Genomic DNA, 14,150 nt, shown 5'->3' with positions numbered 1-14,150 from the left:
GTTCACCGGGTGAGGTAGGCGTAGGCCTCGAGGGCAGCCTTCGCACCCTCCCCGGCCGCCGTGATGATCTGCTTCGTCCTGATGTTCGTCACGTCCCCCGCCGCGAATACCCCGGGCGTCGCCGTCGCGCAGTTGATGTCCACGATCACCTCCCCCTGCTCGTTGAGCGGGACGAGGTCCCCGAGGAACTCCGTGTTCGGGACCCAGCCGATCTCCGCGAAGACGCCGTCGAGGGGGAGGGTCGTCTCCTCCCCGCTCTTTGCGTCCCTGATCGTGATCCCGGTCAGCATCCCGTTCCCGTGGAGGGCCGCGACCGTGTGGTTGAGGTGGGTGACGATGTTCTCCCTCTCCCTGTACTGGGCCACGTAGACGGGGTCGGCCTTTATCGTGCTCCTGACGATCAGGTGGACTTCCCGTGCGATCCTGCTCATCTCGATCGCCGTCTGGAGCGCGGAGTTCCCCCCGCCGACGACCGCGACAACCTTCCCCCGGAAGAGGGGTCCGTCGCACGTGGAGCAGACCGAGAGCCCCCTCCCGAGGTACCTCTCCTCCCCCTCGACGCCGAGCTTCCTCGGTCTCTTCCCCTGCGCGAGGATGACTGCCCTCGCCGTGTACGTCCTCCCCGTCGCCGTGCGGGCCACGAATCCATCCCCCTCGCGGCCGAGGGAGACGACGCGGTCAAGGTCCATGTGGATGTTCTGGTGGCTCCTCACCTGCTCCTCGAACTTCTGCATCAGCTCCGCGCCCGAGACCATCCTGTACCCCATGTAGTTCTCGATCGCCCAGCTCTCGAGCGCCTGCCCCCCGATGTTCTCCGAGACGATGGCGGTGCGGAGCATCTTGCGGGAGCAGTACACGGCGGCGGTCAGTCCGGCCGGTCCCGCGCCGACGATGAGGACGTCGTACGCATCCCCGCCCCTCCCCGCACCGAAGAGCGCGTCAAGCCGCTGCGCGTCGAACCCGACGATGACCTCGCCGTCGACCGTGACGACGGGGACCCCGTACTGGCCCGAGATCTCGACCATCTTCTTTGCCTGTTCCCTGTCTGCACCGACGTCGATTGCCATGTAGTCGACGCCGTGCCGGTCGAGGTACGCCTTCACCATGCGGCAGTAGGGGCAGTTCTCGGTGTAGTAGACAGTGACCCTCCTCGGCATACCCGGGGTTTAGGGACGAATCCCTCATAAAAGTCTCTTTCAGGCACGCCGCAGCGGCGGCGGGGAACACGCGGAAAAGGAAAAAAGGATGACCCCTCACTCCACGACCTTGAAGACCTTCCTCACGGCCATGCAGATGGGGCACTTCTCGGGGGGGTTGCCGAGGAAGACGTTCCCGCAGACCGGGCAGATGTACACGGTCCGGTTCGACATGTCCTGCCCGTGGGCGAGGTTATTGAGGGCCTCCTTGTAGAGCGCCGCGTGGACTTCCTCCGCCTTCATCGCGTACGTGAAGACGAGGGCGACGTCGCTCTTCTTCTCCGCCTCGGCCTCCTTCAGGAACGAGGGGTACATCTCGGTGTACTCGTGCGTCTCCCCCGAGACCGCGGCGGCGAGGTTCTCCTTCGTGGTGCCAATCTTCCCTATCGCCTTGAGGAGTTTCTTCGCGTGGATCGCTTCTGCCTCGGATGCCGCCCGGAAGAGCCGGGCGATATTCTTGTACCCTTCCGCCTCGGCCTGCTCGGCGAACGCGGCGTACTTCCTGTTCGCCTGCGATTCGCCCGCGAAGGCCTCCATGGCATTCTCCATTGTCGCCATGGTGATATATCGGGGGAGGCCGGGGAAAAACGTATCCTTCGCGACGCCGGCCCCGCGGCGGGCAGGGATCGGATCTGCCGGATTTTTCTCCCCCGGGTCCCAGTAATCTCCCTGCTGTCCCATGAAGCGGATGAGGGATCTTGCCGCGTGCGACCGCCCGAGGGAGAAGATCGCGGAGAAGGGCGCCCGGGCCCTCTCGGACCACGAGCTGATCGCCGCGATCATCGGGCACGGCACGCCCGAGCGGGACGTCTTCTCGCTCGCAAAGGACATCGCCGCCCTCTTCTCGAGGAAGAACGGGGAGATCTCCTACGACGACCTCGTGCGCCTGAAGGGGATGGGACCGGGCAAGGCCGCCCAGATCCTCGCGGCCCTCGAGCTCGCCCGCCGGTACGCCCGGAGGGAGGAGGAGGCCCGGATCCGCATCCAGTCCCCCGCCGACGTCTTCCCGCTCGTCTCGGACCTCGCGAGGAAGAACCAGGAGCACTTCGTCTGCATCACCCTCAACGGCGCCCACGAGGTGATCGAGAAGAGGACGATCACGGTCGGTCTCCTCACCCAGAGCCTCGTCCACCCCCGCGAGGTCTTCGCCGACGCGATCACGGACCGGGCCGCGGCGATCGTCTGCGTCCACAACCACCCCTCGGGATCCCTCGAGCCGAGCCCGCAGGACCTCGCGATCACGCGGCAGCTGCGGGAGGCGGGGGAGATCCTCGGGATCAGGCTCCTTGACCACCTCATCGTCGCCCGTTCGGGCTACACGAGCCTCCGTGAGAGGGGGGACCTCTGAAGGGAGGCCGGGAGGTGGTCAGGGCACCTCCCCTGCGAGGAGCTTGCCGAGGTGGAACCCCTTGCGGTACGCGGCGTCGAGGATCTCGGGGCGCGTCCCGATGTCCCGTATGGTGTCCATGTCGGGGACGAGGAGTTCGTCCCCGTACTTCACGTCCACGATCGCGAAGAAGGCCTTGACCGAGAGCTTCGCGCCGTCGAAGACGTACGGGACGTTCATCCCCGCGATCCCGATGTAGAGGCCGCGGCGGAGGGCCCTCTTCTCCTCCGGGACGAGCGGCCTTCCCCTCACGTACTTCGCCATGAAGAAGACCTGGAACCGGTCCATGAACGACTTGAGCGCGCCCGGAATCCCCATCGTCATCACCGGCGACGCCACGACCAGGCCGTCCAGCTCCGCGAACGTCCTGTACATGGGGCCCATGTCGTCCTTCATGGCGCACGTCTCGTGCTCGCGGCAGTAGAATATCTCCCTGCACGGGCGGAAGGCGAGGTTCGGGACGTCGATGCGCTGAACGTCGCAGCCCGCGTCCCGTGCGCCCGAGAGGGCACGGTCGAGGAGCTTCGCCGTGTTCCCTCCGGGGAGGGGACTCCCGAGGAGGCCGACGACACGCGGTCGCATGGAAATGAGATTCGCGCCGCCCCTGATAAACGGCGGTGGTCAGGCCGGAGACGCGGGTTGCAGCGGGGCGCACGCGGACGTGAACGGCAGAAAACCCGTTATCCACCCGGGAGGGCGGGAACAAAACCATTAATAATCTCTCCTCCCATTTAGCAGATGGTGATATCTCTGACCGACACGGTAAGAGCAGGGCAGAAAGTCGGGCCCGGAAAGTACGTCTGCCTGGACTGCGGGCGTGAACTCGTTCTCGACAAGGCGGAACAGGACCTAAGGAAATGCCCCCAGTGCGCGTGCGAGCAGTACCAGTGCTTCCCCATGACCCACATCCGTCCGGACATAAAGACGCCGGAAGACGCGATGAATCCGCCGAAGCGCGGGAAGAGCAACATCTAAACTTTGTTTTTCCGCTCCTGCACGCAGCGGGGAGCACGCGGAACGGGAGCGCGCTTTGGGGCACGGGGGGTGTCACGGTACACCCCGCGCCCGGGGACAGGCTGGCGGGAAAGACCACGTGAAAGAGAGGAGATGAGAGAGATGGTGAACGTATCGAAGGTGGGAGAAGTCTTCGAGTGCGAGATCTGCGGCAACGTCGTCGTCGTGAAGGAGGTCGGCGGCGGGGAACTCGTCTGCTGCGGGCAGCCCATGAAGCTCGTGAAGTGATCGCGGTATGGCCAAGGATACAAAGGACCTCGAGCGGATGATCGGCAAGGTCCCGAAGTTCTTCAGGGAGCTCGCCGAGAAGGACCCCCAGATGTACGAGATGGTGCTGAAACTCGAGGGGCACATCTGGGACGACGGGGCTCTCACCCGCAAGACGAAGAAGCTGATCGCGATCGCGATCGCGGCGTCGCTGCGCGACCAGCACGCGGTGCGGGCGCAGCTTGCGGGTGCAAAGAACCTCGGGATCACGAAGAAGGAGGTCGAAGAAGCCCTGCGCGTCGCATTCCTCCTCGCCGGGATGCCCGCCTACGTGTACGGCAAGGCACAGCTCGACGAGGTCATGGGGGAGTGAGGGGCGGTGTCCTGCGAGCAAGGGCCGATGCCGATCCTCGGTGAACCCGCGCCCGATTTCGAGGCACTCACGACCGCGGGGACCTTGAGGCTCTCCGATTTCCGGGGCAAGTGGGTCGTCCTCTTCTCGCACCCGGCGGACTTCACGCCGGTGTGCACGACAGAGTTCATCGCGTTCTCCCAGATCGCAGGGGAACTCGAGTCCCTCAACGTCCAGTTGATAGGTCTCTCCGTCGACTCGGTCCACTCCCACCTCGCGTGGATCCGCAACATCAAGGAGAAGATGGGGGTCGACATCACCTTCCCGATCATCGCGGACCTCGACATGAAGGTCGCGAAGATGTACGGGATGATCCACCCCGGCCAGAGCAGCACCGCCGCCGTCAGGGCCGTCTTCTTCATCGACGACAGGGGGATTCTCAGGGCGATGATCTACTACCCGCTCACCGCGGGGCGGTACATGCCCGAGATCGTCAGGCTCATAAAGTCGCTTCAGACGACCGACAAGTACGGCGTCGCGACGCCCGCGAACTGGCAGCCAGGGGACAAGGTCGTCGTGCCCGCGCCGAGGAACAAGGAGGAGATGGACAGGCGCCTCTCCGAGGGGTACGAGTGCAAGGACTGGTACCTCTGCTTCAAGAAGCTGTAGGCCCCCCTCCTCCTTTTTCGAACGCACCCGGCCGCTCCCATTGGACACGTTTTTTGCCCGGGAAGACCTAGGGCACATCCATGGATCTGAAAGTCCTCGCTTTTGCCGGGAGCCCGCGACGCGGAGGTAACTCCGAGACGCTCCTTGACTGGGTCCTCGGTGCGATGGCACGGGAGGGGGGGGTCGCGGTTGAGAAGGTCGTCCTCGCGGACGCAAACGTCAACCCCTGCAGGGGCTGCAACGCGTGCGAGAGGCTGAACATGTGCGTCCAGCGCGACGGGATGGATTATCTCCACGATAGGATCGTCGCCGCCGACTGCATCGTCCTCGCTGCACCCATCTTCTGCATGGGGATCTGCGCGCAGGCAAAAGCGCTGATCGACAGGTTCCAGGTCTTCCGCTCGAGGAAGTACGTGCTGCGCCTCCCCGTCGTCCCCCCCGAGCGGAAGGGCAAGAGGATAGGGGTCTTCCTCTCCACGGCGGGGCAGAAGTGGGACCACGTCTTTGACGGTGCCATCCCCACGGTGAAGTGCTTCTTCCACGTGGTCGAGATCCCCGACAAGGATATCCGGTACCTCATGGTGAACGGCGTGGACGAGAAGGGTGCGATCCTCTCCCACCCCACCGCCCGGGAGGATGCCGAGCGGCTGGGCAGGGAAGTAATCGCAGACCTCGCGCAGAGGCGGGGGACGTGACGTGCCGGTGAAGGTGATCGGGCTCTCGGGGAGTCCCCGCAGGCACGGGAACACGGAGACCCTCCTCGACGCGTTCCTCGACGGCACGCGGGAGGCGGGGGCCGGGGTCGAGAAGGTCATCCTTCGGGAGCTCTCATACTCACCCTGCAGGGGGTGCAACGCGTGCCACAGGAGCGGGAACTGCATCCTCGCGGACGACGCGATCCCGCTCTTTGAGCGGATCCTCGCCTCGGACTGCCTCGCCGTCGCGTCCCCCATCTACAGCATGGGGATCACCGCCGAGCTGAAGGGGCTGATCGACCGCGCCCAGTACCTGTGGGCGAGGAAGTTCGTCCTCAAGACCATGTACTTCCCGGACGACCACATACGCAGGCACAAGGGGATCTTCATCTCGACCGCGGGACTCTCGTGGGACAACGTCTTTGACGCGGCATTCCCCGCCATCACCGCGTTCTTCAACACGCTCGGGTTCGAGTACTACGACAACATCATCGCGAACGAGATGGACAGGTACGGGGGCATCAGGGGACACCCGACGGCTCTCTCGGAAGCGAGGGAGAAGGGGAGGAAGGTCGTCGGGGTGATCCGGCGCCTCCGCGGGGAAGAGGCGGGCCGGGGAGACGCGCAGTGAGACGAGGCCTCCCTGCGGGCCGGTGGGTGAATCACCCGGTGTCCCGCGCCGTCCTGAGGTCTATCTCGATCCCGTACTCCCGCGAGAACTCCTGGACCCTCTCCCGGACACGCCCGACCATGCTCCCGGTCGTGACGATGAGGGTATCCTCGCCGAGGAGCGCGCGCAGGATGCACTTGTCGATGACCCCGTGCGAGAAGTCGAGCGGGACCTTCTCCTCCGAGACGCGCGCCTTTGCCCTTGTACCCATCGCGCCGACCATGACCCGCGGGTTGCGCGCCTTCCACTCCGAGATGCTGACAGGGCAGGGGGAGTCAACGTCGTAGAGGGTGATGGTCCCGGGTTTTTCCGCGCAGAACCTGTTCGCGTAGGCGACGTCGATCGCGTGGAGCATGTCGAGGACTGTCTTTGGTTTCCGGCGGGGGAGGCAGTAGCCCCTCTTCTCCATCTCGAGGTAGAGCTCGAGGAGGACCGGCACCGAGAGCTTTGCCTTCCGCACGAGCTCGGGATCCCCGAACGCGACCTCTGGGACGTCCTCCTGGAGTATCCTCCCCTTCGTGAGCAGGATTGCCCTCTCCGCCCATGGATACGCGAGCTCGATGTCGTGCGTCGAGATGATCACGGTCTTGCCCTGGTGGTGGAGTTCGTCGAGGAGTTCCATGATGTCCTCGGAGCCCGAGGGATCGAGCCCGGTGGTGGGCTCGTCGAGGACGAGGACGTCGGGGTCCATCGCGAGGACGCCGGCGATCGCGACCCTCTTCTTCTCCCCCCCGGAGAGCTGGTGGGGCGGGCGCCGCTCAAACCCCGTGAGCCCGACCTGCGCGAGAGCCCTCTCCACGGCCTCCCTCACCTGCTCCTCGCTGTAGCCGAGGTTCACGGGCCCGAACGCCACGTCCTGGTACACGGTCGGGGAGATGATCTGGCGGTCGGGGTTCTGCATCACGAAACCGACCTTCCTGCGGAGCTCGCGGAGGGCTGTCCTCTCGTAGCTGATGGGACTGTTATCAAAGAGGATGAGGCCCTCGTCCGGCCTCACCATCCCGTTGAGCATCAGGAGGAGCGTGGATTTCCCGGCCCCGTTCGGCCCAACGACCGCGACCTTCTCGCCCCTCCAGACGTGGAAGCTGATCCCCCTGATCGCCTCCACCCCGCCTGGGTACTTGTACCGGACGTCCCTTGCCTCGAGGATGACGCGTCCCACTGCCTGACCCCCCCCTAGAGGACCGAAACGTGCGCCGTGGAGACCGCGAGGGCCCCGGCAGCGGCAAAGAAGAGGGCCACCGCGGCGATCTCTCTCCCGCGGGGGGGCCTGTCCCCCCCGGAGACCGCGAACTTGCCGTCGTAGCACCGCGCCTCCATCGCCCTGACGAGGTCCTCGCCCGCCTCGTAGGAGGCGATGAATACCGCGCCGCAGAGCGTCGCAAACGACCTGACCGATTCCCGGAAAGACCCGTACCCGAGGCGCATGACCTGCGCGCGGTAGACCTGGACTGCCTGCGCCATGATCACGAAGATCGCCCTGTAGATGATCATCGCGAGGTCGACGACCTCCGCAGGCACGCGTGCCCGCCGCATCACGGAGAAGAGGTCGGTTGCAGGGGTGGTGAGCGCGATGAATGCGAGTCCGGACATCCCCCCCGCGAAACGGGAGAGGACGAGGACACCGTGGTTGATCCCGTCCCGGGAGAGGGAGAGGGAGAGCCACGGGAGCGGCCGCCACTCCCAGAAGACCTCTGTGCCCCCGGAGACGAGGACGATGACGGGGATTGAGAAGAGGGCAAAGAGGGCCGGTGCCGCGAACGCGTGCCCGAGCGCGTGGGGGTCCACCCGCGCGAGGAGGACGAGTGCGAGGAGCAGGACCGCGGCGACGAAGAGGGGCGCGAGGAAGCCGGGGGAGAGGAGGCAGAGGAGGATCGCCCCCGCTCCCGTCGCGAGCTTGAGTACCGTGTGCGTCTCGCGCAGCGCGCTCCTGTGGGCGACGTCCTCGAGGAGTTCCTCGTGCATGTGGGTCGGTGCCGTGTCTCCTTTCAGTTATCCGCTCTCTTCTGGCCCTTCCAGTAGCCGAAGACCCAGCCGACGACGATCCCGCCGGCCGCTGCCTGGAGCGCGAAGAGGCCCGACTCGACCTCCCCGCTCGGCGGTTCCCACTGGGGAACGAGCGGGTGGAACTCCTCGAGGGGGATTCCGGAGAGCTCCGATACCTTCGCGGACCCTACCGTGTCCGTCCCGGAGAACTCTGCCTCCCCGGGCGCCGGGCCGGTGACGAGGAAGAGGACGCAGAACGAGACCACCGCGACGACCGCGAGGATCTCGAGCGTGTATCCCCCCTTCATGCTGCACCACCCGCCGCCCGGATCTTCTCCTCGGGGAAAACACGCAGCCTGAGGAGGATCCCGGGTTTCAGGGCCACGATGTACTTGAAGACGAGCGCGAGGACGACCCCCTCCACGATCGCGAGGGGGACCTGCGTGACCGCGAATATCGCGAGGAAGACCGTGAAGGACGACGCGATCCCGCCGACCTCCGCGGGGTAGGCGAGGGCAAGCTCGAGGGATGTCACGACGTAGGTCACGATGTCGGCCAGCGAGGATGCGAGGAAGACGGTGAGGTACATGCCAACGGGCGTGTCCTTCAGCGCCCGGTAGATCGCCCAGCCCGCGAGCGGGCCCGCGACACCCATCGAGACGATGTTCGCACCCAGAGTGGAGAGCCCCCCGTGGGCGAGGAAGAGGCTCTGGAAGAGGAGGACGATCGTGCAGATGACCGACGTCACGAAGGGGCCGAAGCAGACCGCCGAGAGCCCCGTCCCGGTGGGGTGGGAGCAGCTCCCCGTGACGGACGGGAGCTTGAGGGACGAGAGGATGAAGATGAACCCGCCCGTCACGCCGAGGAGGGGGAGGGCCTCACGATCTGCCGAGAGCGCCTGCCTCAGACGGTACACGCCGAGTCCCACGCACGGGACGGCGATTGCCCACCAGAACGCCGCCCAGTGGAGCGGGAGGAATCCTTCCATGATGTGCACGCAGTACCACCATTCAAATTTATTTTATTTTTAGCAATTTTATTTAATTTATTATTTAACGGTTCCGTATTTTGCCCGCGACGCTGAGAAAAATCAGATGAGGGGGAGGAGGTAGGTTCCGGCCAGTATCCCGAACGCCGCGACGATCATGACCGCGAAGACCGCCGGGTTCCACGCGAGGATCTTCCGCCCGTCGAGCACGCTCACGGGGAGCATGTTGAATGCTGCGATCATCGCGTTCACCTGGAGACCGACCGCCCCGACGAGCGCGACGAGGGGCGACGCGAGGGTCCCCCCGGAGAGCGCGAGGAGCGCGAAGACCCCGCAGAGGAGGAGGTTCACCGCCGGTCCCGCAGCGGAGATCTTCCCGTTCTGTTCCCTCGTGATGGAGGTCCCGTAGATGACGGTCGCGCCCGGCGCGGCGAAGACGACGCCGACGAGCGCCGCCATGGCGACCGCGACGAGGAGCATGATGTTGTCCTTCCGGAACTCGGCCCAGAACCCGTACCGCATCGCCGTGAACTTGTGGGCCATCTCGTGGAGGATGAACCCTATCCCCACGGTGAGCATGGAGACGAGGAGGAAGACGAGGAACGCCTCGATCGTTGCTCCCCCCCTGACGAAGATGAGTGAGAACGCGATGGATATCGCGATCCACGCGACGAGGAGGTCCGACCTCTCCCGGCGGGTGATTCTCTCGAGCATGCAATTCCCGCTCATATATAGGAACGCCGTGACTTATGCCCTTTGGGGGTGCCGTGCCACCACCTTTAAATCTCCGGGCTCCCCGTAGGTAGAATGTATGCCCATCGACGCACTCCGGGCCGAGATCAACAGGATCGACGAGGAGATCATCGACCTTATCGCGAGGAGGCAGCAACTGGCCGCACGCATGGCCCAGGTGAAGATGGCCGAGGGCCTGCCCGTCCACGACGAGAAGCGGACGCACGAGGTGCTCGAGAAAACGTTCAACTACGCCGTGGAGAAGGGGATCGACCCGGTCTCCGTGCAGAAGGTATTCTCCATCCTCATCGCGATGAGCGAGGAGAAGCAGAGGGAGTGCCAGGGCGACGGGAACCTCCCGTGAGGGGAGATCCCTCGGGGGAGTTCCCTGCCCCCCCGCCCACTACCCTTCCCGCGTGATCATCGTCCCCACGCCCTCGTCGGTGAACATCTCGAGGATGAGGTTGTGGGGAACGTTCCCGTTGATCACGTGCCCGAACAGGACGCCGTTGCGGACAGCCCTCACGATCGAGGCCACCTTCGGGATCATCCCCTCCGAGACGATGCCCTTCTCCATGAGGCCCTCTGCCTCCGCGGCGGCGAGGCGGCGGTAGACCTGAGTCCGCGAGGCGTCCATGATGCCGTCCACGTCGGTCATGTTGATGAGCTTGTAGGCGCGCAGGGCGATCGCGATCTCCCCCGCCGCGGTGTCCGCGTTGATGTTGAGGTTCTGCCCGTTCCGGTCGATGGCGATCGGGGCGACGACGGGGATGTAGCCGCTGTCGAGGAGTGTGTGGAGGATCGCGGGGTTGATCTCCTCGATCTCGCCGACGTGGCCGAGGTCGACCTCCCTCTCCTCCCCGCCCACGCGGACGCGCTGGGGGTCCATCTTCCGGGCGATGATGAGGCTCCCGTCGTTGCCCGATATCCCGACCCCCTGACCGCCGCACTTCGCGATGAGCGAGACGATGTTGCTGTTGATCTTGCCGACGAGGACCATCTGGGCGATCTCGAGGGTCTCCTCGTCGGTCACGCGCAGGCCCGCGACGAACCGCGGTTCCTTGCCCAAAGCCTTCATCTTCTCGGTGATCTCGGGTCCCCCGCCGTGGACGAGGACGAGCCGTATCCCGACGAGCTTGAGGAGGACCGCGTCCCGTATCGCCGTCTCGAGGATGGCCGGGTCGACCATCGCGTGCCCGCCGAGCTTGATGACCATCGTCTTCCCGTGGAACTCCCGGATGTAGGGGAGTGCCTCCATCAGGACGTCCTCACGCCTCATGTCGTGTACCTCCCGTTGATCTCCACGTACTTCTCCGTGAGGTCGCAGCCCCACGCCGTCGCCTCGCCGCTGCCGCAGGAGAGGTCGAGCTCGAACGTGACCTTCTTCCCCTGCATGAGGGCCTTTGCCCTCGCGAGGTCGACCACGATCTGGCCGTCCCTCACGAGGGGGACGGACTCGTTCCCGTCCCCCATCCAGAGGTCGACGTGGTCGGGGTCGAACGCGACGCCCGCCCGCCCCGCGGCCGCGATCACCCTCCCCCAGTTGGGGTCGGCACCGTAGACCGCGGTCTTCACGAGCGGCGAGGAGACGATGGTCCGCGCCACCGCCGCGGCCTCATCCTCGCCCGGTGCCCCCCTCACGCGGACCTCGATGAGCTTCGTTGCGCCCTCGCCGTCCATCGCGATCTGGATGGCGAGCGACCGGCAGCACTCCTCGAGAGCGCGGGAGAACTCGCCGGCCGGGACCCGTCCTGTCTCCCCCGTCGCCGTGCAGAGCGCGATGTCGTTCGTGCTCGTGTCGCCGTCCACGACGACCCTGTTGAACGTCCGGCGGGCGGCACTCCGGAGGGCATCGCGCAGCGTTTCGCGGGGGACCTCGGCGTCCGTGTAGACGAACGCGAGCATCGTCCCCATGTTCGGCGCGATCATCCCCGACCCCTTCGCGATCCCGCCCACCGAGAAGCCCTCCCCCCGGACGAGCGCGTGCTTCTCGGAGAGGTCGGTCGTCATGATGGCCCGGGCCGCGCGGGTCTCGGCCTCCTCGCTCCGCGAGAGGAGGGGCGCGACGCGGCGGCACTGGTCGCGGATCAGGGGGAGGTCGAGGTACCTTCCGATGACGCCGGTGCTCGCGACCCCCACCTCATCGGCGTCCACGCCCAGTGCCTCGCCGGCGATCGCCGCCATCTCCCGCGCGTCCTCTAGGCCCCTCCGCCCCGTGTACGCGTTCGCGCACCCGCTGTTCGCGACCACGGCGGCGAGCCTCCCGCGCCGTATCCTCTCCTCCATGAGCCGGACGGGGGGTGCCTTCATCAGGTTCGAGGTGAAGACTCCGGCGGCCTCGCCCTCGGCCCGTATCAGGGCGAGCCCGAACTTCCCCTCCTTCACGCCCCACGCCGAGACTCCGCCGACTCCGCAGATGCTCCTCACGCGTCACCCTCCGTGGGTCCCGGCCGCGCGATGCCGCGGATGATGTCGGAGCGGGCCACGATGCCGACGAGCCGGTCCCCCCTCACCACCGGGAGCCGCCCGATCCTCCTCTCGACCATGAGGGACGCGGCCTCCTCGATGTCGTCGTCCTCCCGGACGGTCACCGCGGGATGGCTCATGATCTCCCGCACCTCCCGGTCCCCGACCGCGGCGAGCGCGTGGCGCGTCTTCTCCCAGTTCACGAGCTCCCTTATGGGGACCTCGATCACCTCGAGCGGCGAGGGGAGCCAGAGGTCCCCCGAAATCTCCTCCGTCTTGAGGAGCCGGAGGATGTCGGACTCCGTGACCATGCCGACGAGCCTCTCCCCCTCCACCACCGGGAGGCCGCCGACCCTGTGCTCCCGCAGGAGCGCGGCTGCCTTCCGGACCGGTTCCCCGGCCTGTATGGTCACCGGGTCCCGCGTCATCACGTCGCGGACGCGCATGCCCTTCTCTCCCTCACGGGAGGAGTCCCGCGCCGGCGAGGCCATCTTTCTCCGAAAATCCGCACATGATGTTCATGTTCTGGATGGCCTGGCCGCTCGCGCCCTTCCCGAGGTTGTCGATGGCAGAGACGACGACGACCCTCTCCCCCTCGCTCTCCGCGCGGATATCGCAGAAGTTCGTCCCCCTGACGGCTGCGAGCACGGGGTTCTGGAGCCGGACGAAGAACTCCCCCGCGTAGTACTCGCGGTAGAGGGCGTCCACCTCCTCCTGCCCCATGGGCTCCCCGAGGAGGACATGGGCCGTCGTGAGGATGCCCCTGTTGACCGGGACGAGGTGGGGCGTGAAGTAGCACTTCGCGCGGGACCCGAGGGCCGAGAGTTCCTGCCTCATCTCGGCGAGGTGCCTGTGCGTCGTCCACTTGTACGGGTTGACGTTGTCCGCGACGTTCGGGTAGTGGGTCGTCGCGGACGGGTTGTCCCCTGCCCCCGAGACCCCCGTCTTCGAGTCGAAGATCACCGTGTGGGCGAACCGTGCGAGCGGTGCCACGGCGAGTGTCGCGCCGGTAGGGAAGCACCCGGGATTGCTCACGAAGTCCGCGTTCCTGTAGGACTCCCTGTGGATCTCGGGGATGCCGTACGGGGCGGGGAAGTAGTCCGTGTGGGTGACGCCGTACACTTTCTCGTACACGTCCTTCGGCAGCCTGTAGTCGGCGGAGAGGTCCACCACCTTCATCCCCCTCGAGAGGAGGGGGCGCGCGTACGCCATCGCGGCGGTGTGGGGGACCGCGAGGAACGCGAAGTCCGCGTCGATGTCCCCCGGCGCGGGGTTGGTGAACGCGAGGTCTATCAGCCCCTTCAGGTGGGGGTGGACGGAATCGACCGGTTTTCCCGCGAGCTTCCGCGAGGTGGCGCAGGTCACCCGCACGTGCGGGTGCGCGAGGAGGAGGCGGATGAGCTCGCCCCCCGTGTACCCGGAAGCCCCGATGATCGCGACATCCATGGGTACACGTTCTCCCCCGCAGGTGTTAATCCTTCTTTTTCCCGTGCTTTTCACGTGCCCGCAACCGTATCGGCGGGTCTCCGCGGCCATTTTCCCCGGGCCGTCCGCGCGATTCACAATCTTTAATAATTATAATGATTAATCGTTAACAAACAACGGGAAGAGGGGGGAGGGCGCGTATCCGCCGGAAAGAGAAGGAACTTCCGGGTTTTCTGGTCCGTGGGGTGTCCTCCCGGGACGCCCGGGCCGACACCCCTCCTTATGGGAGAGCACGTGCAACAGGAGAGAGTATGGCAGGACGGGGTGTCCCGGCCTGCACCATGGAGTCATTCACGACGGCTG

20 protein-coding genes are annotated in these 14,150 nt (G+C 65.9%); 8 read left to right on the top strand and 12 right to left on the bottom strand.

Translation table 11 applies throughout. The features are described 5' to 3' along the window. Nucleotides 1-2: 2 nt before the first annotated feature. Both QFX32_05100 and QFX32_05095 read right to left on the bottom strand, forming a co-directional pair. Entirely contained in the window at nucleotides 3-1,157 is a 1,155-nt protein-coding gene (locus tag QFX32_05100) for an FAD-dependent oxidoreductase (GenBank protein ID MDI9633420.1), read from the bottom strand. A 96-nt stretch (nucleotides 1,158-1,253) separates the two neighbouring features. Beyond that, the gene (locus QFX32_05095) at nucleotides 1,254-1,754 is read right to left on the bottom strand and encodes a rubrerythrin family protein (protein MDI9633419.1); all 501 of its coding nucleotides are present in this window, start codon (nucleotides 1,752-1,754) and stop codon (nucleotides 1,254-1,256) included. Between the two features lie 121 nt (nucleotides 1,755-1,875). Here QFX32_05095 and radC point away from each other — a divergent pair, with 121 nt between their 5' ends. After that, nucleotides 1,876-2,544, top strand: coding sequence for a DNA repair protein RadC (gene radC / locus QFX32_05090; GenBank protein ID MDI9633418.1), 669 nt, complete (start codon nucleotides 1,876-1,878; stop codon nucleotides 2,542-2,544). Nucleotides 2,545-2,562: 18 nt separating this feature from the next. On the opposite strand, the gene QFX32_05085 is transcribed toward radC, so the two are convergent. Continuing rightward, a complete protein-coding gene (locus QFX32_05085) occupies nucleotides 2,563-3,165 on the bottom strand; it encodes a flavodoxin family protein (protein MDI9633417.1) in 603 nt (200 codons plus the stop codon). A gap of 156 nt (nucleotides 3,166-3,321) precedes the next feature. Here QFX32_05085 and QFX32_05080 point away from each other — a divergent pair, with 156 nt between their 5' ends. From QFX32_05080 to QFX32_05055, 6 genes are all read left to right on the top strand, one after another. Further along, on the top strand, nucleotides 3,322-3,558 hold the full coding sequence (locus QFX32_05080; GenBank protein MDI9633416.1) for a hypothetical protein: 237 nt from the start codon (nucleotides 3,322-3,324) through the stop codon (nucleotides 3,556-3,558). 141 nt (nucleotides 3,559-3,699) lie between these two features. Further along, complete coding sequence (locus QFX32_05075; protein MDI9633415.1) at nucleotides 3,700-3,825, top strand: desulfoferrodoxin FeS4 iron-binding domain-containing protein; 126 nt, start codon at nucleotides 3,700-3,702, stop codon at nucleotides 3,823-3,825. A 7-nt stretch (nucleotides 3,826-3,832) separates the two neighbouring features. Next, nucleotides 3,833-4,177 carry a carboxymuconolactone decarboxylase family protein gene (locus tag QFX32_05070; protein MDI9633414.1) on the top strand — a complete coding sequence of 115 codons (345 nt, stop codon included), beginning with the start codon at nucleotides 3,833-3,835 and terminating at the stop codon, nucleotides 4,175-4,177. Nucleotides 4,178-4,204: 27 nt separating this feature from the next. Continuing rightward, the gene (locus tag QFX32_05065) at nucleotides 4,205-4,825 is read left to right on the top strand and encodes a peroxiredoxin (protein MDI9633413.1); all 621 of its coding nucleotides are present in this window, start codon (nucleotides 4,205-4,207) and stop codon (nucleotides 4,823-4,825) included. 80 nt (nucleotides 4,826-4,905) lie between these two features. Then, complete coding sequence (locus tag QFX32_05060; protein MDI9633412.1) at nucleotides 4,906-5,520, top strand: NAD(P)H-dependent oxidoreductase; 615 nt, start codon at nucleotides 4,906-4,908, stop codon at nucleotides 5,518-5,520. Nucleotide 5,521: 1 nt separating this feature from the next. Next, nucleotides 5,522-6,151, top strand: coding sequence for a flavodoxin family protein (locus QFX32_05055; GenBank protein MDI9633411.1), 630 nt, complete (start codon nucleotides 5,522-5,524; stop codon nucleotides 6,149-6,151). Between the two features lie 31 nt (nucleotides 6,152-6,182). Here the strand turns inward: QFX32_05055 and QFX32_05050 are convergent, their stop codons facing one another. The 5 genes from QFX32_05050 to QFX32_05030 form a co-directional block, all read right to left on the bottom strand. Beyond that, entirely contained in the window at nucleotides 6,183-7,352 is a 1,170-nt protein-coding gene (locus QFX32_05050) for an ATP-binding cassette domain-containing protein (GenBank protein ID MDI9633410.1), read from the bottom strand. 14 nt (nucleotides 7,353-7,366) lie between these two features. Further along, nucleotides 7,367-8,155 carry a cobalt ECF transporter T component CbiQ gene (gene cbiQ / locus QFX32_05045; GenBank protein MDI9633409.1) on the bottom strand — a complete coding sequence of 263 codons (789 nt, stop codon included), beginning with the start codon at nucleotides 8,153-8,155 and terminating at the stop codon, nucleotides 7,367-7,369. 23 nt (nucleotides 8,156-8,178) lie between these two features. Then, nucleotides 8,179-8,484 carry a cobalt transport protein CbiN gene (locus QFX32_05040; GenBank protein ID MDI9633408.1) on the bottom strand — a complete coding sequence of 102 codons (306 nt, stop codon included), beginning with the start codon at nucleotides 8,482-8,484 and terminating at the stop codon, nucleotides 8,179-8,181. After that, the gene (locus QFX32_05035) at nucleotides 8,481-9,173 is read right to left on the bottom strand and encodes an energy-coupling factor ABC transporter permease (protein MDI9633407.1); all 693 of its coding nucleotides are present in this window, start codon (nucleotides 9,171-9,173) and stop codon (nucleotides 8,481-8,483) included. Before QFX32_05035 ends, QFX32_05040 begins: the two co-directional genes overlap by 4 nt. A gap of 93 nt (nucleotides 9,174-9,266) precedes the next feature. After that, nucleotides 9,267-9,878, bottom strand: a complete 612-nt coding sequence (locus QFX32_05030) for a peptidase M50 (protein ID MDI9633406.1) — start codon at nucleotides 9,876-9,878, stop codon at nucleotides 9,267-9,269. 97 nt (nucleotides 9,879-9,975) lie between these two features. On the opposite strand from QFX32_05030, the gene QFX32_05025 reads away from it, so the two are divergent. Beyond that, a complete protein-coding gene (locus QFX32_05025) occupies nucleotides 9,976-10,260 on the top strand; it encodes a chorismate mutase (GenBank protein ID MDI9633405.1) in 285 nt (94 codons plus the stop codon). Nucleotides 10,261-10,299: 39 nt separating this feature from the next. Here QFX32_05025 and argB read toward each other — a convergent pair whose 3' ends face one another. The 4 genes from argB to argC are packed head-to-tail and all read right to left on the bottom strand — an operon-like array spanning nucleotide 10,300 to nucleotide 13,808. Continuing rightward, complete coding sequence (argB, locus tag QFX32_05020) at nucleotides 10,300-11,175, bottom strand: acetylglutamate kinase (GenBank protein ID MDI9633404.1); 876 nt, start codon at nucleotides 11,173-11,175, stop codon at nucleotides 10,300-10,302. After that, nucleotides 11,172-12,323 (bottom strand): bifunctional glutamate N-acetyltransferase/amino-acid acetyltransferase ArgJ, encoded by a 1,152-nt coding sequence (argJ, locus tag QFX32_05015; GenBank protein MDI9633403.1) that lies wholly within the window; start codon nucleotides 12,321-12,323, stop codon nucleotides 11,172-11,174. Before argJ ends, argB begins: the two co-directional genes overlap by 4 nt. Next, complete coding sequence (locus QFX32_05010; protein ID MDI9633402.1) at nucleotides 12,320-12,808, bottom strand: CBS domain-containing protein; 489 nt, start codon at nucleotides 12,806-12,808, stop codon at nucleotides 12,320-12,322. Before QFX32_05010 ends, argJ begins: the two co-directional genes overlap by 4 nt. Before the next feature lie 13 nt (nucleotides 12,809-12,821). Further along, the gene (gene argC / locus QFX32_05005; GenBank protein MDI9633401.1) at nucleotides 12,822-13,808 is read right to left on the bottom strand and encodes an N-acetyl-gamma-glutamyl-phosphate reductase; all 987 of its coding nucleotides are present in this window, start codon (nucleotides 13,806-13,808) and stop codon (nucleotides 12,822-12,824) included. Nucleotides 13,809-14,150 lie beyond the last annotated feature (342 nt).

Source organism: Methanolinea sp., assembly GCA_030055515.1.
Classification (GTDB): Archaea; Halobacteriota; Methanomicrobia; order Methanomicrobiales; family Methanospirillaceae; genus Methanolinea_A.
Note: the sequence above shows the minus strand (reverse complement) of the source record. Positions and strands in the feature narration are given on the sequence as shown.

Coding starts and splice junctions, on each gene's coding strand:
- QFX32_05080 (MDI9633416.1), top strand. CDS start 3,322: ATGGTGATATCTCTGACCGACACGGTAAGAGCAGGGCAGAAAGTCGGG.
- radC (MDI9633418.1), top strand. CDS start 1,876: ATGAAGCGGATGAGGGATCTTGCCGCGTGCGACCGCCCGAGGGAGAAG.
- QFX32_05095 (MDI9633419.1), bottom strand. CDS start 1,754: ATGGCGACAATGGAGAATGCCATGGAGGCCTTCGCGGGCGAATCGCAG.
- QFX32_05060 (MDI9633412.1), top strand. CDS start 4,906: ATGGATCTGAAAGTCCTCGCTTTTGCCGGGAGCCCGCGACGCGGAGGT.
- QFX32_05030 (MDI9633406.1), bottom strand. CDS start 9,878: ATGCTCGAGAGAATCACCCGCCGGGAGAGGTCGGACCTCCTCGTCGCG.
- QFX32_05070 (MDI9633414.1), top strand. CDS start 3,833: ATGGCCAAGGATACAAAGGACCTCGAGCGGATGATCGGCAAGGTCCCG.
- cbiQ (MDI9633409.1), bottom strand. CDS start 8,155: ATGCACGAGGAACTCCTCGAGGACGTCGCCCACAGGAGCGCGCTGCGC.
- QFX32_05025 (MDI9633405.1), top strand. CDS start 9,976: ATGCCCATCGACGCACTCCGGGCCGAGATCAACAGGATCGACGAGGAG.
- QFX32_05100 (MDI9633420.1), bottom strand. CDS start 1,157: ATGCCGAGGAGGGTCACTGTCTACTACACCGAGAACTGCCCCTACTGC.
- argB (MDI9633404.1), bottom strand. CDS start 11,175: ATGAGGCGTGAGGACGTCCTGATGGAGGCACTCCCCTACATCCGGGAG.
- QFX32_05075 (MDI9633415.1), top strand. CDS start 3,700: ATGGTGAACGTATCGAAGGTGGGAGAAGTCTTCGAGTGCGAGATCTGC.
- QFX32_05040 (MDI9633408.1), bottom strand. CDS start 8,484: ATGAAGGGGGGATACACGCTCGAGATCCTCGCGGTCGTCGCGGTGGTC.
- QFX32_05065 (MDI9633413.1), top strand. CDS start 4,205: ATGCCGATCCTCGGTGAACCCGCGCCCGATTTCGAGGCACTCACGACC.
- QFX32_05085 (MDI9633417.1), bottom strand. CDS start 3,165: ATGCGACCGCGTGTCGTCGGCCTCCTCGGGAGTCCCCTCCCCGGAGGG.
- QFX32_05010 (MDI9633402.1), bottom strand. CDS start 12,808: ATGCGCGTCCGCGACGTGATGACGCGGGACCCGGTGACCATACAGGCC.
- argC (MDI9633401.1), bottom strand. CDS start 13,808: ATGGATGTCGCGATCATCGGGGCTTCCGGGTACACGGGGGGCGAGCTC.